Raw genomic sequence first — 21,206 nt, 5'->3', positions numbered from 1 at the left:
TCGATAACTAGATACTTTGAATTATTGATAAACAAGGATTAGTTATGGCATCTCACACCATCAAGGGTGGACAAGCCCGTCTTATTCCGACACTGCCTGACTCTTGTCGAGAACAAAAAACCACATCGGTGTTGCTTGCAGCAATGAGATCGGTACTTGAGCTAAGACAAGTATTATTGAAATCTATTGATGTTCGTGTAGGTAAAACATCAACTCTTGATGCAAGGACAGAAATCGAGTTTGTTGAGAACAATAAGGTAGTGAAAAAAACGCTTGAGGAAGATAGACCCGATGGATTACTAATCCTTAAGACCGGTAAGCGTGAGTGGAGAGCCTTAATAGAGGCTAAAGTAGGAAATAAAGCTGTCGAAGAGGAGCAGTTAGTTCGCTATTTGAGCTTAGCCAAAGAACATAACATTGATGCCGTCATCAGCATTACAAATCAGCTTTGTGCAATTCCTTCTCATCATCCAGTCAAAGTTCCAAAGCGGGCTACACAAAAAGTCGACTTATTTCATTGGTCGTGGTCATTTATAAAAACTCAATGTCATCTTTTGATCGAAAATAATGACATTGATGATGTTGACCAAGTTTTTATACTTAGTGAAGTAATGAGGTATTTTGAAAGTGATAAGTCTGGTATCACCAGTTTTGATCAAATGAATGAGGAGAGGTCTGAACTCGTTAATGCTATTAAAAGTGGCGCGTCTCTAAATAAAACATCTGATGCAGTCAACAATACTGTTGTTGCCTGGCAACAGGAACAAAAAGATTTATGCCTAATTCTCTCTAATCAGACAGGAGCAAATGTGGGGTAAGTGATGCTGTGATGAGAATAAAGGATGATGCTGATCAACTAATAAAATCACATCTTATGCAATCCAGTGTAATCATTAATGATGCAGCTTCTGATCTAAATATTGAGTGTGACTTGAAGTCAAGAACCATCTCTGTGTACATGCGTCTTCTGGCTCCAAAAGATAAAAAGAGTACAAAAGCCAGAATCAATTGGTTATTGAGACAAGTAAAAGATACAACATCCCAAGGTTTTTCGATCAGAGCGATTAGGCCTGGTTCAGCTCAGGACACAATAAAACCACTTGAACACTTAAGACTTGAACCTGAATTGATAGAGTCTGAGAATGGAAAAACTACGGCGACTAACTTTGACGTTCTTTACACAGTTGACCTTGCTGGTCGCTTTTCTGGAAGGAAAGTATTCATTGATGAACTTGAAAATGATTACAGATGAAAACAGCGGCTCGAACCGGTGAATCACGTTCATGCAGGCCAAAATGCAAATAGTCTTTTCCATCTGGCAACAGATGCCCTGAATTCATGATAGCGAAGGAAGCCGCATGAGAGACACTGTTAAAAAGATACTGCTTTTGATAGTGCTCATTGCCGTAGTCATTATCGCTGTCTGGTTTTGGTTCACGCAGGAAAAGTCACAGGCTGCTGATTATCTCGTTAATGGAAATGGACGGATTGAAGCCACAGAGATAGATATTGCCACCAAGTACGCGGGCCGGGTGATAGCGATTTATGCCAATGAAGGTGATTTCATTGAAGCTGGCGATATCGTTGCCAGTATGCAAATCGATGTGCTCAATGCACAACTCAACGAAGCCCGGGCCGAATTACAAAAAGCGATGAACGCCGTCGCCAGTGCCCAGGCCCAGGTTGCGGTACAGGAGAGTGAGGTCGCAGCAGCAAAAGCCTTAGTCGTGCAGCGTACCAGTGAGCTGGAAAATGCACAGCGTCGCTATAACCGGACCCAAAGCCTGACACAGAAAGGCTCAGCATCCAGGCAGCAACTCGATGACGATGAGGCAGCTGTCAGGAGTGCTCAAGCCACGCTGGTTGCTGCCAGAGCACAGGTCAAGGCCGCCGAAGCCGCCGTCATTTCAGCGCAATCACAGGTGAATGGTGCCCAATCTGCTGTCACAGCCGTGGAAGCAACGATTGAACGCATCGAAGTGGATATTGCGGATAGTCAGCTCAAAGCCCCCAGAGACGGACGAGTGCAGTACCGAGTTGCAGAACCCGGAGAAGTATTAGCCAGCGGCGGCAAAGTCATCAATATGGTCGATTTGACTGATGTATATATGACCTTCTTCCTTCCTGAAACCGTTGTCGGTCAGGTCGCGCTCGGTAGTGACGCACGTATTGTGTTGGATACCTTCCCTGATTATGTCATCCCTGCCAAAGTCAGTTATATATCCAGTGTGGCCCAATTCACGCCCAAAACCGTGGAGACGGCAGAAGAAAGGCAAAAACTGATGTTCCGTGTGAAAGTGCGTATTCCCCCTGATTTGCTGGCAAAACATATCCGGCAGGTAAAAACCGGATTACCGGGGGTGGCCTGGCTGAAACTTGCTCCAGAGGCAAGCTGGCCGGCCTCGCTTCAGATCAATGTGCCTGAATAATGGGGCAAGGCGATAAAGCAGCCGTCGTCGAACTGGTCGATGTCAGCCTGAACTATCGTTCCAAACAAGCACTACGGGCTATTAATCTGACCATACCTGCCGGCACTATCGTTGGCTTGATTGGCCCGGATGGGGTCGGCAAATCCAGTCTGCTATCACTTATCGCGGGTGCCCGAAAACTTCAGCTTGGTTCTCTCAATGTGCTGGGTGGTGATATGGCATCACGACGTCATCGTAAGCAGGTCTGTCCCAGCATTGCCTATATGCCTCAAGGGCTGGGCAAGAATTTAAGTCTTTCACTGTCAGTGGAGGACAACCTGCAGTTTGTCAGTCGTTTATTCGGTCATGACCGACATGCGCGTCGGCAGCGGATAGATCACCTGACCAGGGCGACGGGGCTTTATCCATTCCTTGACCGTCCTGCAGGCAAATTATCAGGTGGGATGAAGCAGAAACTGGCGCTGTGTTGCGCGCTGATTCATGATCCGGATTTACTGATACTGGATGAGCCGACCACCGGCGTCGATCCCTTGTCCAGAAACCAGTTTTGGCAACTGATAAATCAGATAAGAGCGCAGCGTCCTAGTATGAGTGTGCTGGTCGCGACAGCCTACATGGAAGAGGCGGAGCGGTTTGATTTTTTGGTCGCAATGGATGATGGCCAAATCCTGGCGACAGGCACGCCGGCAGCATTAAATCAGGCCACAAATACCAGCAGCATTGAAGAAGCCTTTATCGCCTTACTGCCTGAAACCAAGAAACAGGGGCATTCTGCCATATCGATTCCAGCGTTCACCAACCACGGTGAGCTGGCCATCGAGGCCAGAGAGCTGACCATGTGCTTTGGTGATTTTGTCGCCGTCGATCACGTGAACTTTGAAATCAGGCGCGGTGAGATTTTTGGTTTCATCGGTTCCAATGGCTGTGGCAAAACCACCACGATGAAAATGCTGACAGGGCTGTTAACACCCAGCGAAGGACAGGCAAGCCTGTTTGGTCATCAGGTCAAAACCAGCGACATTGAAACACGGCAGCGTGTTGGCTATATGACGCAGGCATTTTCTCTGTACAGCGAACTCAGTGTTAAGCAAAACCTGGTTTTGCATGCCCAACTCTTTAATGTACCGGCAGAACTTATCCCTGAACGCGTGAATGCCCTGATGTCACGTTTTGGACTCAATCATGTCGCAACCAGTCTGCCGGATAAGTTACCGCTGGGCATGCGACAGCGTCTCTCTCTGGCAGTTGCCGTGGTGCATAAACCTGAAATATTGATTCTGGACGAACCCACATCCGGTGTCGATCCCATTGCCAGAGATACTTTTTGGGCCCTGCTGATTGAGTTGTCCCGACATGACAAAGTGACCATCTTCATCTCAACGCATTTTATGAATGAGGCTGAGCGCTGTGATCGCATCTCACTGATGCATGCCGGTCGGGTACTTGATACAGATGCGCCGGATTGCCTCATTAATAAACAGGGCGCTTCGTCACTTGAAGCAGCCTTTATTGCCTATTTGAGACAACATGAACCGGCAGCTGATCCCAGCGCTTCAGTGCAGTCCTTAACATCTGAAACGATGATTCGGGACAGGCCTGCATCTGAATCCAGTCAGAATAAGATATTCAGCTGGCGACGTGCACTCAGCTACAGTATTCGGGAAATGCATGAGCTAAAGCAGGATTGGGTTCGACTGACGATGGGCCTGATTGGCAGCCTGTTGCTGCTGTTGATTATGGGCTATGGCATATCTATGGATGTGAATGATCTAAGCTATGCCGTGCTGGATCGTGACCAGACCATGCTGAGTCAGAATTACACCCTCAATATGTCGGGTTCACGCTATTTCATCGAGCATCCACCTATCAAGGATTATGCCGAACTCGATACAAGAATGCGCGCTGGTGAACTCGCATTGGCGCTGGAAATTCCCCCTCATTTCTCTCGTGATCTGGCACGGGGTAAAGCGGTCCAGATCAGTGCCTGGATAGACGGAGCCATGCCCCAGCGTGCAGAGACTGTGCTGGGTTATTTGCAAGGTATGCACCAGGGCTGGGTCTTATCGCAGCTTGGTATCACGCACCCGCCTGCGGCTAATATTGAAACCCGCTTCCGCTACAACCCGGATGTGAAAAGCTTGCCCGCGATGGTCCCTGCCGTGATGCCCATGTTGCTGTTATTAATTCCAGCCATACTCAGTGCACTGGCCGTGGTTCGGGAAAAAGAACTGGGCTCGATCATTAACCTTTACGTGACACCGGTGACGCGAACGGAATTTATGCTGGGTAAGCAACTACCGTATATTGCCCTCGCCATGATTAACTTTCTGTTTATGGCTGCCTTTGCCGTGTGGCTGTTTGGGGTGCCCGTCAAGGGAAGCTTTATTGCACTCTTCATTGCTTCACTGTTTTTTGTCACCTATGCGACCGCATTTGGTTTGTTGTCGTCAACGTTCACACGCAGTCAAATCGCCGCCATATTTTTTACTGCGATGGCCACAATGTTACCGACGATAGAGTTTTCAGGAATGATTAATCCGGTTTCCTCATTGGAGGGTGTGGGCAGGATTATCGGTGAGATCAATCCCACCACACATTTCATCACGATTAGCCGTGGCGTCTTCAACAAAGCGCTGACATTGCCAGAATTACTGCCGTCTATATTATCTATCGCACTGGGTGCACTGGTGATACTGGCAGTATCCATTTCTCTCTTGAATAAACAGGAGAAATAGCGATGATCCGGGCCAGTCATGTTTACCGCCTGGGTATCAAAGAACTCTGGAGCATTCTGCGTGATCCGATCATGCTGGTGCTCATTGGCTATGGCTTTTCCTTGTTGATTTATATCGCAGCAACAGCAATGCCTGACACCTTGAACAAGGTACCCATCGCGATTGTCGACGAAGATCGTTCACCTTTATCAAACCGAATCATTTCCGCTTTTCAGCCACCTGAGTTTAAGCCGCCTTATCTGGTTGACTTACAGGAAGTAGATGCCGGTCTCGATGCAGGCTATTTCACCTTCTCACTGGATATTCCACCGAATTTTCAGCGTGATGTGCTGGCAGGAAAGTCACCCACCATTCAACTCAATGTGGATGCAACCCGAATGTCACAGGCTTTCAGTGGCGCAGGATATGCACAACAGATCGTCGCGGATGAAATCAATGCGTTTGTGCAACGCTATCGACAGACACCGACTGAACAGGTTGAACTGGCTTACCGTATCCGCTTCAACCCCAATATGTCGCAGAAATGGTTTGGCTCGATTAATGAACTGGTGGAAATGGTCACGATGCTCTCTATTATTCTCGCTGGGGCTGCACTTATTCGCGAAAGGGAACATGGCACGATTGAGCATTTATTAGTGATGCCCATGACACCGGCCGAGATCATGCTGGCAAAAGTATGGGCCACCGGGCTTATCGTCCTGATTGCCTCCACGCTCTCTGTCATCTTTGTCATCAAGGGCTGGTTGGGCATACCCATTCAAGGCTCAGTCTGGTTTTTTGTCTTGTTGACGGGGTTATACCTGTTCTCTACCACATCAATGGGTATCTTTATGGCGACAATCGCACGAAGTATGCCGCAATTCGGACTACTTATGATGCTGGTAATGATGCCAATGCTGATGCTATCCGGCGGTGTCACACCTCGGGAGAGTATGCCGACCATGGCAAGAGTTCTGATGGAATTCATGCCTTCAACACACTATGTATCCGGAACGCAGGCGATTCTCTATCGCGGTGCGGGTCTGGATGTGATTCGATTCGAGATCCTGGCACTGTTACTGATAGGCCTGGTTTTTTTTATTGTTTCTCTTATTCGCTTCAGACAGAGCGTCAGTCAGACGGATTAGCGACTGCCAAATTAATATAAGTGATTCAAGATACTGTTTTTATTGCATGATTATTATATTAAGTTTGTCTTAAGATTTCTCTCATAGGGTATGGCTTTTAGTTGCAGCAAACCTCGACACAAGTGGAGACTTGGTGATGAAAAAATTATTGATTGGCATCTTAGTCAGCAGTGCGGTCATCTGGCCTCTACAGGGCATGACTGAACCCGGTAAAGGATCAGGCAAGGGCCAGCAAAAGAGTGAGCAGGCTGAGCAAATACGGGAGCAGGAAAGGAAGCAGGAACAAAAGCACAAGGAAGAACATCGTGGCCATCAGCAGGGGGACAGACAACAGGAGCAGATGAGAGAGCAGGATCGTGAAAGACTGCGTGAGCATCAGGATGAAAGCCAGGGCATGAATCAACAGCGTGAGATGAAAACCGGGCAGGAACAAAAGGAACTGGGCAAGGGCTCAGAGCAGGGACAACAATCACGTGAAAATCGCAGGAAATGGTGGCAATTCTGGGGCGATGAGCAAGAGTGAAATAGAGAATCTGATCGAGATCAATACTAACGCTGAAAAACGAGTTGTCTTAAAGTTAATCTGTTAACTTATTGAATAAGTTAAAGAGAAATGTTGCAGCTGTTGAAACGCGAGTCACTGGACGGGAAGGAAGTAGCTCAGGATGAAATTTGTCATAGTATTGCCTTTATTAGTTTTGTGTCAGCAAAGTATCGCGCTGGCAGATGATCCGGAACAGACGCCTACCAAAAGTGGATTTCAGGCAGGCAGTTTTGTCGTCACACCAGAGCTGGGTTTGACCGGTGTTTATGATGACAATATCTTCGCCACCCGCACTGACAAGCAAGCCGATCAAATTCTCATTTTTTCCCCGTCACTGAACATCAGTTCCGACTGGCAAAAACATGAACTCGAATTTTTTGCCAACGCGGATATAGGTCGATATCAGGATTACGACACTGAAGATTATGATGATCTCAGGTTCGGTACTTCAGGCCGTTATGACCTGTCTGAGAAAGACAATCTTTTTGCCGGCCTCAGCTACAGTGAAGACCATGAATCACGTGCCTCACCCGACAGTTTTTTCGGTCGCTATCCAACTGAATACAGATCGCTTGATGCCCATGCAGGCACTGTCAGGCAGTTTGGCCAGTTTGCCATGCGTTTGGGCGGCACCTGGCAGCAGCTTGATTTTGATAATGTGCCAACAGAGACCGGCATATTGAATAATGATGACCGGGACAGGGATATTTACGGCCTGGGCCTGCGATTGACGTATAACAAGAATCCCACCATGAGCCCGTTTGTGCAGGCCATTTATGATCGCAGGGAATATGAAAATAAACCCGACGATAATTTGTTTGAGCGTGACTCGGATGGCTATCGACTGGCTGCAGGCTTTACATCGACGATCAGCCAGACGCTAAAATCAGAGGTCTATCTTGGGCACCTTTGGCAACAATACGATGAGGCAGCCTTCAGCGATATCAGTAAACCGGACTTTGGTGCTTCGCTTCGCTGGCTCAGCGGTCCCAGCACGCTCATTTCGGCCAGTGTGGAACGCGACATTACTGAAACCACGCTGTTTGCCTCGCCCGGTGCTGTTGAAACCATCTACAGTACTAATCTGCAACACCGGCTTTTGCCTTATCTGGTCCTGAAGTCGCATATCAGCTGGAGTGAGTATGACTATCAGGAAATCAGCCGTGAGGATGATTATCTTGATGTGGGGTTCGGCCTGCAGTACGACCTGACCCAACATATCTATCTGTCCGGGGACTATCGTTATCTGCATCGTGATTCCAGTGTGGACTTTGACCGACTTGAAAACTCACTCGATTACGACAGCCATCAGATATTTTTGAGTATTAATGCGAGGTTGTATCCGGTTCGGAATGAATTGGATACCAGCATGTCGCGGGTATGGGGTTCAGGCAAGGCAGCAGAGTCGGGCCCCTATGGCTTCTATGTCGGTGGACAGCTGGGCCATAACACCCTGGCAACACATAGTTCAGAACAGAGAACTGACGGTGGTAACGATGATGCCCGCTATGGTGAAGCCGGATTTGCCGGTGGTCTGTTCGGAGGTTATGGCTGGAACCGCAATCACTGGTATCTTGGTCTGGAGCTGGAAACCGAAAACAGCGATGCTGACTGGTACCACCGTAAGAGCAAAGCAGACAGCCGGACATCCAGCCTGGAGAAAAAACAGTCCGTTGGTGCCAGTGTGCGGTTGGGCAGGGCACTGGTAAACAATAGTCTTCTCTATGCCCGCATTGGTGCAGTCAGGACAGAGTTTGATGCTTTCTACCAGCTTAACGATGAACCACAAAATGCCTACGATAATGATTTCAGCCTCAATGGTCTTCGCTTTGGCGTCGGTGTTGAATTTGATCTGACTGAGCAACTGTTTGCCCGTCTTGATTACACCGTGACCAACTATGAAGACAAAGATATTGTTTCAACCGGCTTTAATGAAGACTATGCCATCCACGAAGCACTGTTCAACCTAGGCATCGGCTGGCGCTTTGGTGCTGTGCCCAAACATCAGCTTAAAATTGATCCCGATTCATTAGCCGGTCCTTATGCCGGTGTGCAAATGGGTTATGGGATGACTGCAAGCGATTTGAGTGGTCTTCATCGTGATCAGGGACTTGGCCCTTATGATTTTAATGCCGAGTTTGCTAACCATGGTTTTACTCCCGGCGTTTTTGCCGGTTACGCTCTGAACTGGCAAAAACTCATAGTTGCCGCCGAACTGGAAGCCGAAGTGACCTCTCTTGACTGGGAACATGAACGCAACACCAATGGCGGCGGCGGACGTGATTTTGGCGTTGAAGTGGGTGAAACAGTCGGCGCTGCACTCAAACTAGGTTACATCCTTGACAGCGGCACGGTTTTATACCTGAGAGGAGGGGTTGTAAGAACGGAGTTCACCACCGAATGGCGTAAAGGTAACAACCCAAATCTGGATATTGAAAAGAAAGACACACTCGACGGTTTCAGGTTCGGTCTGGGGGCAGAAGTCCCCCTAACCAAACAGAGTTTTATTCGTCTCGATTATACCCATACCGATTATGAATCCTATGATTTTGTGACAGATCATGGTGGTGGGAGTAACCGTGATGAGATGAGTTTTGACACCTCTACTAATTTGTTCCGTCTGGGGCTGGGGGTCCGTTTCTAATGCATTCATACTGCTGTCTGGTCGTCGATTATTGCGTTTAATGAGATCAGAGTTGATTCAGATCAACGAGAGACAGAATAAATTTTTAATGTTGATCTATAGCGTTTAGGACGCTGTATATTAATAATTAATGAAACACTTATTAACCATCAAGTTTCTCTGGTCAAGTTCTGACGCAGAGATGTTTTATTAAACGCACATGAGGATGGATTATGAAAAAATGTAAAGAAACAACACAGGGTAAACAGTTAACCCTGGCAGCACTTATCACCGCCAGTCTGACATTTATGAGTATGACGTCGGGACCAGTTTTTGCTGGCGACCATGGTAGCGCCGATCACGGCAGCGGTGACCATGGACAACAAAAAGGCAGCGGAGCTAAAAAAGGAGAGGGTAAAGGTGCCGACGGCCGTGGTGGCGCCGATAGCGTTCGCGGCAAGATTTTATCGACGATGGATGATGACTCCGATGCTCCGGCCTGGGCTAAAGGCAACCGCGAATTGAACCCGCATAGTAAAGGTTCGCAGGGTAAACCTGAAGGTGGCGGCACTAAAAAAGGCGATGAGTATGGCGATCTCTGGGTCTTACTTCGTGACAATAATGGCGATCCTATTCTGGACGCCAATGGTCAGGTGCAACCAATCATCATCGTTGACGGTGAACCAGTTGTTGTCCAACTGACCGATCCTGATGGCGATGGTCATTATGAATTGCCTACTGAATATGCTGATGCCGTGCAGGAAGTTGAATTGGGCCGCAGTAATGTCACTCGCTCACCAAGTCAGGTCATTTTGCATTCACTGGAAGAAGCTTTATCCAAACTGGACGGTCTGAGCCTGACCAGCGATATGCTGACTGAATCCGGAATGCTGGTTGTTGATGGTGCCACTATTGATTCACCGCTGGAAAATCTGGCCTTATACCAGGCTTTATTGATCTCAAGCGATACGAATAATGATGGATTACTGGAAGTCAGTGTTGATTACAGTGGTGAAAGTGGCTCCGGCACTTATACCTTTCTGGTTCCGGAAAGCGTTCAGCTGGATTTAGCGGCTTCATTACTCGCTGCCGGTTCAGATAAAACCGCTTCGTTGACTGCCGATCGCGTTATCACAGTCAGTCAATTCCTGGAAGTTGATGATGAACTGAGCACCTTGCTGAACAACTATGTATACGATGGTTCTTCATCCACTTATGGTGCGACAACAAGCTGGATTAATGTACAGGTTGATGGCATGGATACACCTACCGACCTTAGTGATGATATTTATCAGACGGTGGAAGTTAACCTGATAACCGGGGCCACAGTGACTTATGACGGTCAAGAGATTTTTGTTCCCGGCGTCAGTTTCGAAACTGTGCCTAATACTGTCGATGAAAATAATGACGGGATCCTGGATACCAACGACACCAATGATCTGGATGGTATCGATGGCTTTACACAGGCCACGGATGATGCATTACAAGTCATTGAGTTTACGCATGATTACAGCGTAGCAGAGTAAACAGGCTGATGCTGGCCGACCTGTAGGTCGGTCAGCACTTGGTTTGCCGCTGAGTCCATATCAAACTCATTAATATTGATTTGAGTTTTTGCCCGTGAATGAGAGGTTCACATGATTGCATTTGGCCCCGTACCCTCAAGTCGGCTTGGTCGCAGTCTGGGTATCAGTAATATTCCTCCCAAACATTGTTCTTATTCTTGCCTTTACTGTCAGGTTGGAGTGACCAGCCGGACTGAAACAGTCAGACAAAGTTATTACAAACCACAGTTCATTTTTGACTGTGTCAAAAACAAGGTTCAGGAAGTTTATGATGCTGGCGAAAGCATCGATTATCTGACCTTTGTGCCGTCTGGTGAGCCTACGCTGGATGAATATCTCACTGAGACCATCTCGTTACTCAAAGATTTGAAGATTAAGATTGCCGTCATCAGCAATGCCTCGTTGATCTGGCGAAGTGATGTTCAAGAAGCCTTTAAGCTGGCTGACTGGGTATCGTTCAAAGTTGACACGGTCGATGAGTCAATATGGAAAAAGATCAACCGACCTTCTGCGATGCTGGATTTTGACAGAATTCTGTCTTCACTCATAAATTTTGCCGAGGATTTTGATGGCACTTTAACCACCGTGACAATGCTATTGGACAAAGTCAATACAGCAGACTTAGGCATAATAAGGTTGGCAGATTTTTTAGAACAGCTGCAACCAGATAAGGCCTATATTGCAGTTCCCACCAGAACGGTAACTAAACCTGATTACCGTGCTCCTGAGCCTGGAAAATTAAATGAAATCTTTCAGTATCTAAGCAAAAAAGTGCCTCAGACTGAGCTACTGACCGCAGAGGAAGAGGAGATCTTCTCAGCCAATGAGGATTGTGTTGAACGATATATTATCGATAACGGCAGTCCAACTGTTACGTAAAAATATCATCCAGCTAATGCTTAATAAAGCGCATACCAGTTGGGATACAACCAACAGACTCGTAGCGCAAAAAAAGCTCAGGATGAATCAATATCTGGGAAAAAATATTTCATAAGAAAGTATGAAGCAAGCAGTGCATTTGATCTGAGCACTACGAATTCAACTGAACTGAAATCTTAATGCTTTTCACTATAAATCATTTATTTAGATTGTTTTTGTAAAGTAAAATGAGAGACATGCCTGAAAGGCATTTCCTCAAATTCGGGTTAGCTAATTGACACATTAAAACTATCGCGGTAAACAGCATAAGGTGGCGGTGTTCTGGATTTTCAGATTCAAGGCAGCTATCCAGCCTGAACAGCTGAATAGGTAGAATGAGCGTTAGCACTGTACTGCTGGTATCGAAACTACTTCTGTTTAGTTGGTTTAACTTCGCCAATAGCACCATCAGCACGGGCTTTAAGGTAGGCGTAGAGATTATCCATACCGTTCATCACACCCTGATTTGACTCCCAGGCGGGCATACTCCCTATCTGTCCAGTCTTACCATGCGTGACTACTTCAACAAACTGCTCTTTACTGATGATATTGAGGCTTTCGGCGAGATTAGGCCCGACCATGCCTTGTCCGTATGTGCCATGACAACGCGCACACCAGTTCCGGTAAAGCTTAAAGCCCTCATAACTGAACTCATCCAGCTTATTACCATCAACAACCTGATATAACTCGGCAGATGCTTGCATTTCATCTGTCGAAGGGTTTGTTTCAGTATCCGTTATCGTTGAAGGAGCAGGGGACACGGCACTCTGTTCAGGTGTCGTCTCAGCCGCCGCTTTTTTTGATTCTTGACTGGGTTGATCGGCAACTGTCTCAACAGGCGAAGCAGTGTCCGCCTTATTACCGGTTTGAGATGAATCCTCCTGATTTGATTGATCACATCCAGTTTGAAACAAGGTGAGAACCAGCAAAACAGGCATGCATAACAATAAACTGAATTTAGATTGGTTCATGAGTCGTTCCCTGAATAATCTGGCAGTAACTTCAAAGTATCAGCATATGCTTACATTGTGAAGTTGTTTATTTACCGTGGCTCATAAACTACAGAACAAACAGAATTCAGAATTTGCGATTCCCCTGATAGCCATTTCAGCATCAGAATTCAAAATCTGAACTTATCTTTTTGAATCTCACTGTACAGTTTTGAAGCCCGAAATAATCGAGGACAAACCATCCAGTGACAAGTTGTAGGGTCATTGATATTTACGAAAGTAAAGCTTAGCCTCTGCTGGAAGTATGTATTAGCGACCAAGTTCTGGCAGATAGTCGGCCGTGGCACACGAGTATGCCCTGATTTATTTGGTATTGGTCAAAATAAAAGCATTTGTCATTATCTTAATCTTCCAGTGAAATTATCCAGATTGTAAATCTTAGGCTGGTGCTGAATAGTGTCATTCTCAATAAAAGCATGTCCCTTATCGTTCATATAAGTAATTGATTTATATGCCACAGACTTTTTAATGGTAGTAAAACCCAGTCCACTTTTTGGTAGTAAAAGTCGGGCTCGTGCAGAGAATACTAGTAAAAACGGGTCTCATGCCGCGCATGTCAGCCAGAAACCAGATACATGTATTAAAAAATATATGCTAGTTTTATGTGTATTGCATAGGGGGGGGGATATTGAAGATATGAGAATAAAAAACTATCTAAAAATCTCACCGAGACTCGCGAGCTCCGGTCAACCGACTACAGAGGAGTTCAAGCTTATAGCCGAAGAAGGCTATCAAGTAGTCATTAACCTATCAATGCCTGACTCAAAAAGTGCCATAACCGAAGAGGGCTATTTGGTTTCATCTTTGGGTATGAATTACGTTCATATCCCTGTTCCTTTTGATGCACCTGATTTGTTACATTTGAGTTTATTCTCCAAAGCTATGGATACTTTTTCTGAGCAGAAAGTGTGGGTGCACTGCGCCTTAAATTATCGCGTATCTGCCTTTTTGTACCTATACCAACGTCGGAATAAGAAAACAAAAGAAGAAGCAATGCACTATACTTTACCGGACTGGAAGCCGGATGAGAATTGGTTAGCTTTTCTTAGAATGTGTGAAGATAAACTATAAAAACACCAACTGCTCCGCGCAGGAAGTCCTTTTCCTGAACTAAGACTCATTAGTTAAAGGTTCAAATCACTTAAGCTGGGATGGTCGTCAGGTCTTCTACCCAATGGCCAGTGAAATAAACGATCAGATTCTTTGATCGGCAAGTCGTTAATGCAGGCAAAACGACGCTGCATAAGCCCGTTTTCATTGAACTCCCAGTTCTCATTGCCGTAAGAACGAAACCAATTACCACTATCGTCATGCCATTCATAAGCAAAGCGCACTGCTATACGATTTTGTTCAAAAGCCCACAGCTCTTTGATTAAGCGATAATCAAGCTCTCTGGTCCATTTACTCTGCAGGAAAGCTTTTACTTCTTCACGTCCTTTGGGGAATTCTGCCCGGTTCCGCCATAGCGTATCTGTTGTATAGACTTGCGCCACACGTTCCGGGTCACGGCTGTTCCAGGCATCTTCAGCAAGTCTGACTTTTTCAATTGCAGAAGCCTCATCAAATGGGGGAAGAGGGGGTTTAGTTTGATTTGTCATTGTTGTCTTCTAAATAGTGATTATTCAAAAATACCCGGCATAGCCAGATACTGAGGCAAAGCTTCAAACCTGGTCTTCCAGGCCTGAATATTTTCATAAGGCGTCATATCAATATGACCTTCGTGAGCTAAAGCAAGGTATGGGTATAACGCTATGTCAGCAATTGTAGGTTCACTACCAACCAGCCAAAGCTTATCTGAAAGGTGATTATTTATAAGTCCCAGCACCTTATTATTGGTATCGGTAGCGTATTTGAAATCAATCGGACGCCCGAATTTATAATACATACGAAGACGTGCAGGGCCGTTCTGAATCTCATTTGCCGTTGTGGATAACCACGTCATGATTTGAGCCAATAAATGCGAATCATCAGGCCACCACTTTTCTCCGCCGTATTTTCTAGCGAGATAAACCAATATTGCCTGACTGTCACGAATCGCAGTGCCGTTGTCGTTAATGACAGGAGCCTGACCAAATGGATTTATGGCAAGGTAGTCTTTACTGGATTGTTCTGATGCCCCTAAATCCAGATTGTATGTTTCATAATCAATACCTAAAAAATGTAACATGAGCCTGACTTTATGGCAGTTACCCGACAAAGCGATGTTGTAAAGAATCATGACGTCGAACCTCTATTGGATAATATTTCCTGTATTGCTTGATTACCTGCTTTGCAGATTTCAAGCATGGCTTCCACTTCATCTTGAGTATAGCGAGGCGTTATGTATTTCGGACAGTTCCAATCAAGCGCTACCACGCTAATCAGCATTCCACGTTCTACTGGCGCTCGAAAATCAGCCACTTCAAGTTGGGCAATCTCATCGGGGCTGTGTTTTTCATCGATAATTTCAACACGGCCCCAGACTTTTAGTCTTCGTCGTTGTTGATAGTCCATTAGAAACAGACAAACCCTGTCGTTACCCATAAGGTTCCCAACTGAGAGGTACTGACGATTACCACTGAAGTCAGCAAAGCCCATGGTGCTAGCACTAAGGATTTTTAAAAAGCCTTTGGCACCGCCACGATGCTGAACATATGGCCAGCCATCTTCATTGATGGTCGCCATGTAAAAACTGTCTCGCTGCTCAATAAACTGCTTTTCACGCTCACTGATTATTACTTCGTCCGTGTCACCCTGCTCAAAAAATTGATAATTCTCGCGACTACCCATTTGTGACTGTATTGATTTTACGTTGGGTGTAAAACCAATTTTTGCAAATGCTCTGGCCATAACAATATCCTCAGCGAAAACGCCCGACCAAACGGCCGGTCATTTCCATTAATTAAGCTACTTCGTTCAGATCAACTTTAAGATCACAAGCCTCATTAAATTAGAAGCCCGTTGAGTGAAATTCATACTCAACAGGCTTCTTCTTACTTTAAAGATACCGGTTGAACAAATAAAAATCCGATTGAGATGTTGCATCTGACATATCAATCAACTTACTGTTCAACTGAACAGGTCGCGGGGCTTTTTCGACATTCATAACCATATTCACGTGATATGAAAAAGAACTTTCAGATAGGATACTGTTACTCTCTGATTGCTTTTTCGTTTCAACCTGATTGGCTTGCTTTGTTTCAACAGCTAAGCCCGTATTCACATAGTCCTGTGGAAATGATTGAGCTGAAGCCGTTGCTGAAATACCTAACGACAGCATTACAGCCAAAAAACTGATTTTTTGATATTTATGCATAATAAATTCCTCTGTGTAAACGCCCGGCCAAAGGCCGGGCATTTCCATACATTAAGCGGCTTGGTTTAGATCAACTTTCGGGAAGTCAATATCAACGCGGCTGGCTTTACTAAGAATATTGGTCAACAGGTTGATGCCCGTGTGGGTAATGATTTCTACCACATCAGCATCTGTGAAACCGGCGTCACGTAACTCTTGTACCTCTGTCGTGGTGACATCACCCATATGCTCAACCAGCGAGCGTGAAAACTTAACTGCCACTGCCGCTTTAGCATCCTGACTGTCGCCATTACGGTTACTATTGATTTCGGCTGTGTTCAAACCTGTCTTACGACCGATGGCTGTATGTGCAGATAAACAGTATCCACATTCATTTTTCTGGGCCAGGCTCAATGCAATTCGTTCACGTGTTGCTGAATCTAGTGACCCATTACCGGCGATATGGTGAAAGCCAAGAAAAGCCTTCAATGCATCCGGTGAGTTTGCGAATACGCGAAGAAAATTCGGCACAATGCCTAAGTTTGCTTTGATAGCAGAAAAAAGCTCAGCCTGTTCATTTGTAGCATTCTCATCAGTTACGGTTGTGATTCTGCTCATGTCTTGTTCTCCTGTGATTAAGTAAAACTGGCGTTTAAGTATCCAGTGAGAACATTATTAGGTATTATCCAGAATAAAATAATAAGCGAAATGGCTAAATAACTATTGCAGAAAATGGAATAATTGATGGATCGATTACATTTGATGACCGTGTTTGTCGCCGTGATTGAAAATGAAGGTTTTGCTAGCGCAGCTCGCAAATTAAGGCTGAGTCCTCCAGCCGTGAGTCGTGCCGTGTCTGAACTCGAAACTCGGTTGGGTGTAAAGCTCTTACAACGCACAACCAGACATCTCCAAATTACCGAAGCTGGACAACGTTACTATAAAGATGCCAAACAGATCGTGACTTTATCTGAAGAAGCAGAGGATGCTGTAAGAGGGAAAAATGCTGTACCTCGCGGACTGGTCAGAATTACTGCCTCCGTATTATTTGGTCGTCTCTATGTGATGGACGGAATCATTGATTACCTCAAAAACTATCCAGAAATGCAGGTCGATGCACTCTTTGTTGACAGGGTGGTTAACATGCTGGAAGAGGGGATTGATGTCGCTGTGAGAATCGGGGAGCTACAAGATTCTACTTATAAGGCAATAAAAGTCGGGGCCGTCAGGCGCGTATTTTGTGCTTCAACGACTTACCTTAAACAGCATGGTTATCCTAAAAAACCAGACGATCTTTCTGAGCACAGAATCATCCTAGCCAGAGGTTTAAGCCCGACGAATGAGCTAAAATTTGCTGATAGTGGCAAAACGACGAGCGTTAGGGTGAACCCATTTTTGACAGTGAGTGATAATTATTCTGCTGAAAAGGCCGTCTTAGCTGATATGGGGATCACACGGTTACTGTCGTATCAGGTTGCAGACAGTCTAAAAACAGGCTCTTTGAAAATTCTACTGAGTGAGTATGAACAAAAACCAGTGCCAGTTCATATTGTCCACAGAGAAGGTCGATACTCTTCAGCTAGAACCAAAAGCTTAATTGATTGGATGGTTGAACATCTAAGGGCACAGCCGTCATTAAATTAGAAGCCCGTTGAGATGATTCACAACTCAACAGGCTTCTCAATTTCATTACAGATACTGGTTAAACAAATGAAAATTTGATTGAGATTTTGCATCTGACATCTCAACCAAGTTAGCGTTAAACTCAACTGGTCGTGGCGCCTTTGCAGTATTTGCGACCCTATGCAAGTGATACGAAAATGAAGGGTTAGCGTAGATCTTATTACCTTCTGGTACTTTTTGGGTTTCATCTAAAACAACGTATTTTGTTTCAGCAGCTACGCTTTTATTTAGATAATCCTGTGGAAACGATTGGGCCGAAGCTGTTGCTGAAATACCCACGGTCAGTGCCACAGCTAAAAAACTGATTTTTTGATATTTGTGCATAATAAATTCCTCTGTATAGTTGCACTGCTTAATGCAGTGGTGAAATGATAAGAGGAAACGCACAGGAGCCGATGTCTCATCGTAGCCACGATTTATCCAATCGTCTTGAATAGACTTTTTGTCACATATTTTTGTTTAATATCTATTTGATATTCAGTTGAACGAAGTCATTGAGCTCAGCAATAGAGTGAATGATGGATAACGATCTGGTATTTGATAGTTTCTTTAGTCTCAGCATGAAGTTATCGTTCCAGAAGCTAGGGCATAATCTCAACTTTTTATAGCTTTGTAATGTCCCCTTGAATACAGAGCTTCCATCAGGCCAGCCCTCTGGCTTCGATACTAAGCCCTTGATTAAAGCTTTGTGACAAACCAATAACTTGTCACATAAGGGAGATCGATATAGATCAGGGTGTCTGCTGCCTCTAAGCGCTTATTGAAAGTGGCCATAGGCCCAAACCATCAAGGATCCAGCATTCGGAAGACAAGATAGTTTCATGTGCCTTATCAAACGTCACAGTATCTATCTGTTCCCCCGTGCTTTTGAAGAGAATTGAATCTAGTTGATACAAGTTTATACCTGTAACAGACGCTATCGTCTTACTTAATGTGGATTTTCCACTGCCTGGTTTACCAAAAACGGCTATTTTTTTCATGACACCTCTTCAGAAGAGTTTTCTCCCCATGAGGCAGAAACAAAAAACCCACCTTTCAAGGGTGGGTTCGATAAAATTAAGCGCTTCAATAATCCACCATTCCTATGGAATGATGATAATTCGTAATGTCAGCAACTCAAGATTCGTTTTCATGCCATTATATTTATTCATGACAGCTTGGCTGTCAAACTCAATCTAAGAAATCACACATAAATAAGATTAACTTTAAATCCTATATGTCTGATAATTATTATTTATAGTGATTTTTAAATCAGTTATTGACAGCCTTTCTGGCTAATTGTCGCGCAGTCTATTCAGTCAGTTTTGTTGGCTTTAGATACCACGCTGTCAACAGATATTTTGCCCGGCCCCCAAACAATCAAACTGAAAATAAGGCCGCCCCAAATAACATGGAGTAAAAATGCAGCTGGCGCCATTTCAGCTAGGCTTATCACAGCAACAAGATTGAATAAGAATAAACCCATTGCAGCCAATGGTGTCAACAGTCCAAGCAACAAAAGAGCAGGTAAAATAATCTCTGTTGCTGTTCCGAGGTAAGCGGCAATATCGTGTCTCAAAAAGGGAACCATATACTCATATTCGAAGAGGAATAATGTTGAATCCCAGCTCTTCAACTTGTTGAATCCTGCGAAAAAAAATACTGTAAAAAGGTAAACCCTGACACTCAGCAGCGTCAATGTCTCAACGAGTGAGCGAACCAAAGAAAGATGGTCAGAGTAAGGTATACGTATATTAAAATAAGTCATTTCATTGTCTCCTAGTAAAATCCAGTGACAAGACCGTCACTGATTGATTGATGTAGCCAGATTTCAAAATTAAAAGTTGGACTCGCCCTATCCAGAGCTGCTGACATGGTGCTGCCTTCAAAGGTCTTTGTTACCCAAGTCGATTCGTCCTTATTTACCTCTCGCACAAGTGCCTGCCAATGCGGTCGCCAGATTAGGGCGTTTTGACCGATACCTTGAGATAGCTTTTGCTTAGCGTCAGTCAACAAGTATTGACGTTTCGGTGCATTGTCCGTCTGATGGGCATGATATATATCGACTATTGGGTACTTTGATTTGAGCAAATTCGCCCCTACACAATAGTGAATGCTCAGAAGACTCAGATCACTATCGTTGTTAATTTCAGTCTCAGTCTTTCTCTGTTCACCTGGCGCTCGTTCTGCCAGGTGACAAAGCCAGTCAAGCTTGGCGCAGTCACTAATGAAGGGATACTCCAGCAAACTTTCGTTATTTGCTAACCAGTCTGGAAAGGTCTTTCCCCACATTCCCCAATCACCTTCTGATAGCTTTTCGAAGTGAATAAACTCCCTAACTAGTAGTGAAAAAAATTCTTCACTGACCAGTTGAACTACGGTTGGGTATGAGATGGATAACGATCTTTCTGCATTCATGACCAGGTTCTGCCTGTAAATGGTCAGGCCACGTTCGTTAAACGCTTCATCACTGCCATCCCATATCGCTTTAAGCAGTTGAGCCTGATAGTTATTCACTTTCAAGCACCTTCTGGGCATACGAAGCCGCTGTCATTGCTTCAGCGACTAAGTTCGGCCATTCTGGCAATTTCGTGTCCCATTCAATCAGAGTTGGTGTACTACCGAAGCGTTTGATTGCTGAGGCATACGCAACCCAGGTATCGGTGCTCACCGGACCACTGTGATCATCAATCCATATTTCTTGAGTAGTGTCATCAATACCAGCCAAATGAAGTTCTTGGACGTTTCCTATTTCGAGTTCAGAAATAAACTGTAAAACGTCATTTAAAGGCTGTTCTGAGTGTCGGTTAACCGCATTAACCTGAATGTTATGAACATCCAGTAACATGCCACACCCAGTCGCATCACACAGCAAGTTAAAAAATTCGGTTTCAGGAATCTTCGAGTCTTGAGGTGTCAAATACGAGGAAATATTTTCTATCAAAATCTGCTGACCGAAAAAGTCCTGAACGCGGCCAACATTATTGGTCATTGCTTCAAGAGTCAGGTCATTGAAACTGATTGGTAGCAAATCACCGGCATGAACAGAGGAACCAGACTCTGCGCTCCAACTAAAACAGGCGTGATCTGAAATTAAAAAAGGGGAACAATTCTCGACCAATCGCTTCATTTTATGTAAGTGAGATAATGGAGGAGGCTGAAGTGAGCCAAGCCCCAATGAAGTCCCATGCAGACTGATTTTATATCGCTCACCAATAGCCTTTAAGATGTCTTGAGTTACGCCACCATCGGCGAAGAAGTTTTCTGCATGTACCTCAACGAAGTCTATAGAAGCAGGAGTCATCGCTGCCTCGTAGTG

Annotated in this window: 21 protein-coding genes; 11 read left to right on the top strand and 10 right to left on the bottom strand. The window is 45.1% G+C overall.

What is annotated here, in order from left to right; translation table 11 throughout:
* Positions 1 to 44: 44 nt before the first annotated feature.
* From ACTF5U_RS01100 to ACTF5U_RS01060, 9 genes are all read left to right on the top strand, one after another.
* Entirely contained in the window at positions 45 to 818 is a 774-nt protein-coding gene (locus ACTF5U_RS01100) for a hypothetical protein (protein ID WP_438969783.1), read from the top strand.
* Between the two features lie 11 nt (positions 819 to 829).
* Entirely contained in the window at positions 830 to 1,252 is a 423-nt protein-coding gene (locus tag ACTF5U_RS01095) for a hypothetical protein (RefSeq protein WP_438969782.1), read from the top strand.
* A gap of 106 nt (positions 1,253 to 1,358) precedes the next feature.
* Positions 1,359 to 2,429 carry an HlyD family secretion protein gene (locus ACTF5U_RS01090; protein WP_438969781.1) on the top strand — a complete coding sequence of 357 codons (1,071 nt, stop codon included), beginning with the start codon at positions 1,359 to 1,361 and terminating at the stop codon, positions 2,427 to 2,429.
* Complete coding sequence (gene rbbA, locus ACTF5U_RS01085; RefSeq protein WP_438969780.1) at positions 2,429 to 5,164, top strand: ribosome-associated ATPase/putative transporter RbbA; 2,736 nt, start codon at positions 2,429 to 2,431, stop codon at positions 5,162 to 5,164. Before ACTF5U_RS01090 ends, rbbA begins: the two co-directional genes overlap by 1 nt.
* 2 nt (positions 5,165 to 5,166) lie before the next feature.
* Positions 5,167 to 6,291: an ABC transporter permease gene (locus ACTF5U_RS01080; protein WP_438969779.1), complete on the top strand. Its 1,125-nt coding sequence runs from the start codon at positions 5,167 to 5,169 to the stop codon at positions 6,289 to 6,291.
* Between the two features lie 136 nt (positions 6,292 to 6,427).
* Positions 6,428 to 6,814, top strand: a complete 387-nt coding sequence (locus ACTF5U_RS01075; protein WP_438969778.1) for a hypothetical protein — start codon at positions 6,428 to 6,430, stop codon at positions 6,812 to 6,814.
* A gap of 142 nt (positions 6,815 to 6,956) precedes the next feature.
* Positions 6,957 to 9,479, top strand: coding sequence for an outer membrane beta-barrel protein (locus tag ACTF5U_RS01070; RefSeq protein ID WP_438969777.1), 2,523 nt, complete (start codon positions 6,957 to 6,959; stop codon positions 9,477 to 9,479).
* Positions 9,480 to 9,691: 212 nt separating this feature from the next.
* Complete coding sequence (locus tag ACTF5U_RS01065; protein ID WP_438969776.1) at positions 9,692 to 10,984, top strand: hypothetical protein; 1,293 nt, start codon at positions 9,692 to 9,694, stop codon at positions 10,982 to 10,984.
* Positions 10,985 to 11,095: 111 nt separating this feature from the next.
* The gene (locus tag ACTF5U_RS01060) at positions 11,096 to 11,902 is read left to right on the top strand and encodes a radical SAM protein (protein ID WP_438969775.1); all 807 of its coding nucleotides are present in this window, start codon (positions 11,096 to 11,098) and stop codon (positions 11,900 to 11,902) included.
* Positions 11,903 to 12,309: 407 nt separating this feature from the next.
* Here the strand turns inward: ACTF5U_RS01060 and ACTF5U_RS01055 are convergent, their stop codons facing one another.
* Positions 12,310 to 12,912, bottom strand: coding sequence for a c-type cytochrome (locus tag ACTF5U_RS01055; RefSeq protein WP_438969774.1), 603 nt, complete (start codon positions 12,910 to 12,912; stop codon positions 12,310 to 12,312).
* Positions 12,913 to 13,419: 507 nt separating this feature from the next.
* On the opposite strand from ACTF5U_RS01055, the gene ACTF5U_RS01050 reads away from it, so the two are divergent.
* Entirely contained in the window at positions 13,420 to 14,022 is a 603-nt protein-coding gene (locus ACTF5U_RS01050; RefSeq protein WP_438969773.1) for a protein tyrosine phosphatase family protein, read from the top strand.
* Between the two features lie 53 nt (positions 14,023 to 14,075).
* Here ACTF5U_RS01050 and ACTF5U_RS01045 read toward each other — a convergent pair whose 3' ends face one another.
* The 5 genes from ACTF5U_RS01045 to ACTF5U_RS01025 all read right to left on the bottom strand — a co-directional run bounded on the left by ACTF5U_RS01045 (position 14,076) and on the right by ACTF5U_RS01025 (position 16,843).
* Positions 14,076 to 14,549, bottom strand: a complete 474-nt coding sequence (locus ACTF5U_RS01045; RefSeq protein ID WP_438969772.1) for a DUF1348 family protein — start codon at positions 14,547 to 14,549, stop codon at positions 14,076 to 14,078.
* 20 nt (positions 14,550 to 14,569) lie between these two features.
* Positions 14,570 to 15,169: a glutathione S-transferase family protein gene (locus ACTF5U_RS01040; RefSeq protein ID WP_438969771.1), complete on the bottom strand. Its 600-nt coding sequence runs from the start codon at positions 15,167 to 15,169 to the stop codon at positions 14,570 to 14,572.
* Positions 15,166 to 15,780: a pyridoxamine 5'-phosphate oxidase family protein gene (locus ACTF5U_RS01035; protein ID WP_438969770.1), complete on the bottom strand. Its 615-nt coding sequence runs from the start codon at positions 15,778 to 15,780 to the stop codon at positions 15,166 to 15,168. Before ACTF5U_RS01035 ends, ACTF5U_RS01040 begins: the two co-directional genes overlap by 4 nt.
* A gap of 148 nt (positions 15,781 to 15,928) precedes the next feature.
* A complete protein-coding gene (locus ACTF5U_RS01030) occupies positions 15,929 to 16,246 on the bottom strand; it encodes a hypothetical protein (RefSeq protein WP_438969769.1) in 318 nt (105 codons plus the stop codon).
* 51 nt (positions 16,247 to 16,297) lie between these two features.
* Complete coding sequence (locus ACTF5U_RS01025) at positions 16,298 to 16,843, bottom strand: carboxymuconolactone decarboxylase family protein (RefSeq protein ID WP_438969768.1); 546 nt, start codon at positions 16,841 to 16,843, stop codon at positions 16,298 to 16,300.
* Between the two features lie 126 nt (positions 16,844 to 16,969).
* On the opposite strand from ACTF5U_RS01025, the gene ACTF5U_RS01020 reads away from it, so the two are divergent.
* Entirely contained in the window at positions 16,970 to 17,869 is a 900-nt protein-coding gene (locus ACTF5U_RS01020; protein WP_438969767.1) for a LysR family transcriptional regulator, read from the top strand.
* Positions 17,870 to 17,914: 45 nt separating this feature from the next.
* Here ACTF5U_RS01020 and ACTF5U_RS01015 read toward each other — a convergent pair whose 3' ends face one another.
* The 4 genes from ACTF5U_RS01015 to ACTF5U_RS01000 form a co-directional block, all read right to left on the bottom strand.
* Positions 17,915 to 18,232 (bottom strand): hypothetical protein, encoded by a 318-nt coding sequence (locus ACTF5U_RS01015; protein WP_438969766.1) that lies wholly within the window; start codon positions 18,230 to 18,232, stop codon positions 17,915 to 17,917.
* A 970-nt stretch (positions 18,233 to 19,202) separates the two neighbouring features.
* Positions 19,203 to 19,655 (bottom strand): DoxX family protein, encoded by a 453-nt coding sequence (locus ACTF5U_RS01010; RefSeq protein ID WP_438969765.1) that lies wholly within the window; start codon positions 19,653 to 19,655, stop codon positions 19,203 to 19,205.
* Positions 19,656 to 19,666: 11 nt separating this feature from the next.
* Positions 19,667 to 20,404, bottom strand: a complete 738-nt coding sequence (locus ACTF5U_RS01005) for an HvfC/BufC family peptide modification chaperone (RefSeq protein WP_438969764.1) — start codon at positions 20,402 to 20,404, stop codon at positions 19,667 to 19,669.
* Positions 20,397 to 21,206 (bottom strand): DUF692 domain-containing protein (locus tag ACTF5U_RS01000; protein ID WP_438969763.1); only part of this gene is annotated, 810 nt, incomplete at its 5' end. The genes ACTF5U_RS01005 and ACTF5U_RS01000, both read right to left, overlap by 8 nt.

This window comes from Methylophaga sp. (genome assembly GCF_965655755.1).
Lineage (GTDB): Bacteria > Pseudomonadota > Gammaproteobacteria > Nitrosococcales > Methylophagaceae > Methylophaga.
Note: the sequence above shows the minus strand (reverse complement) of the source record. Positions and strands in the feature narration are given on the sequence as shown.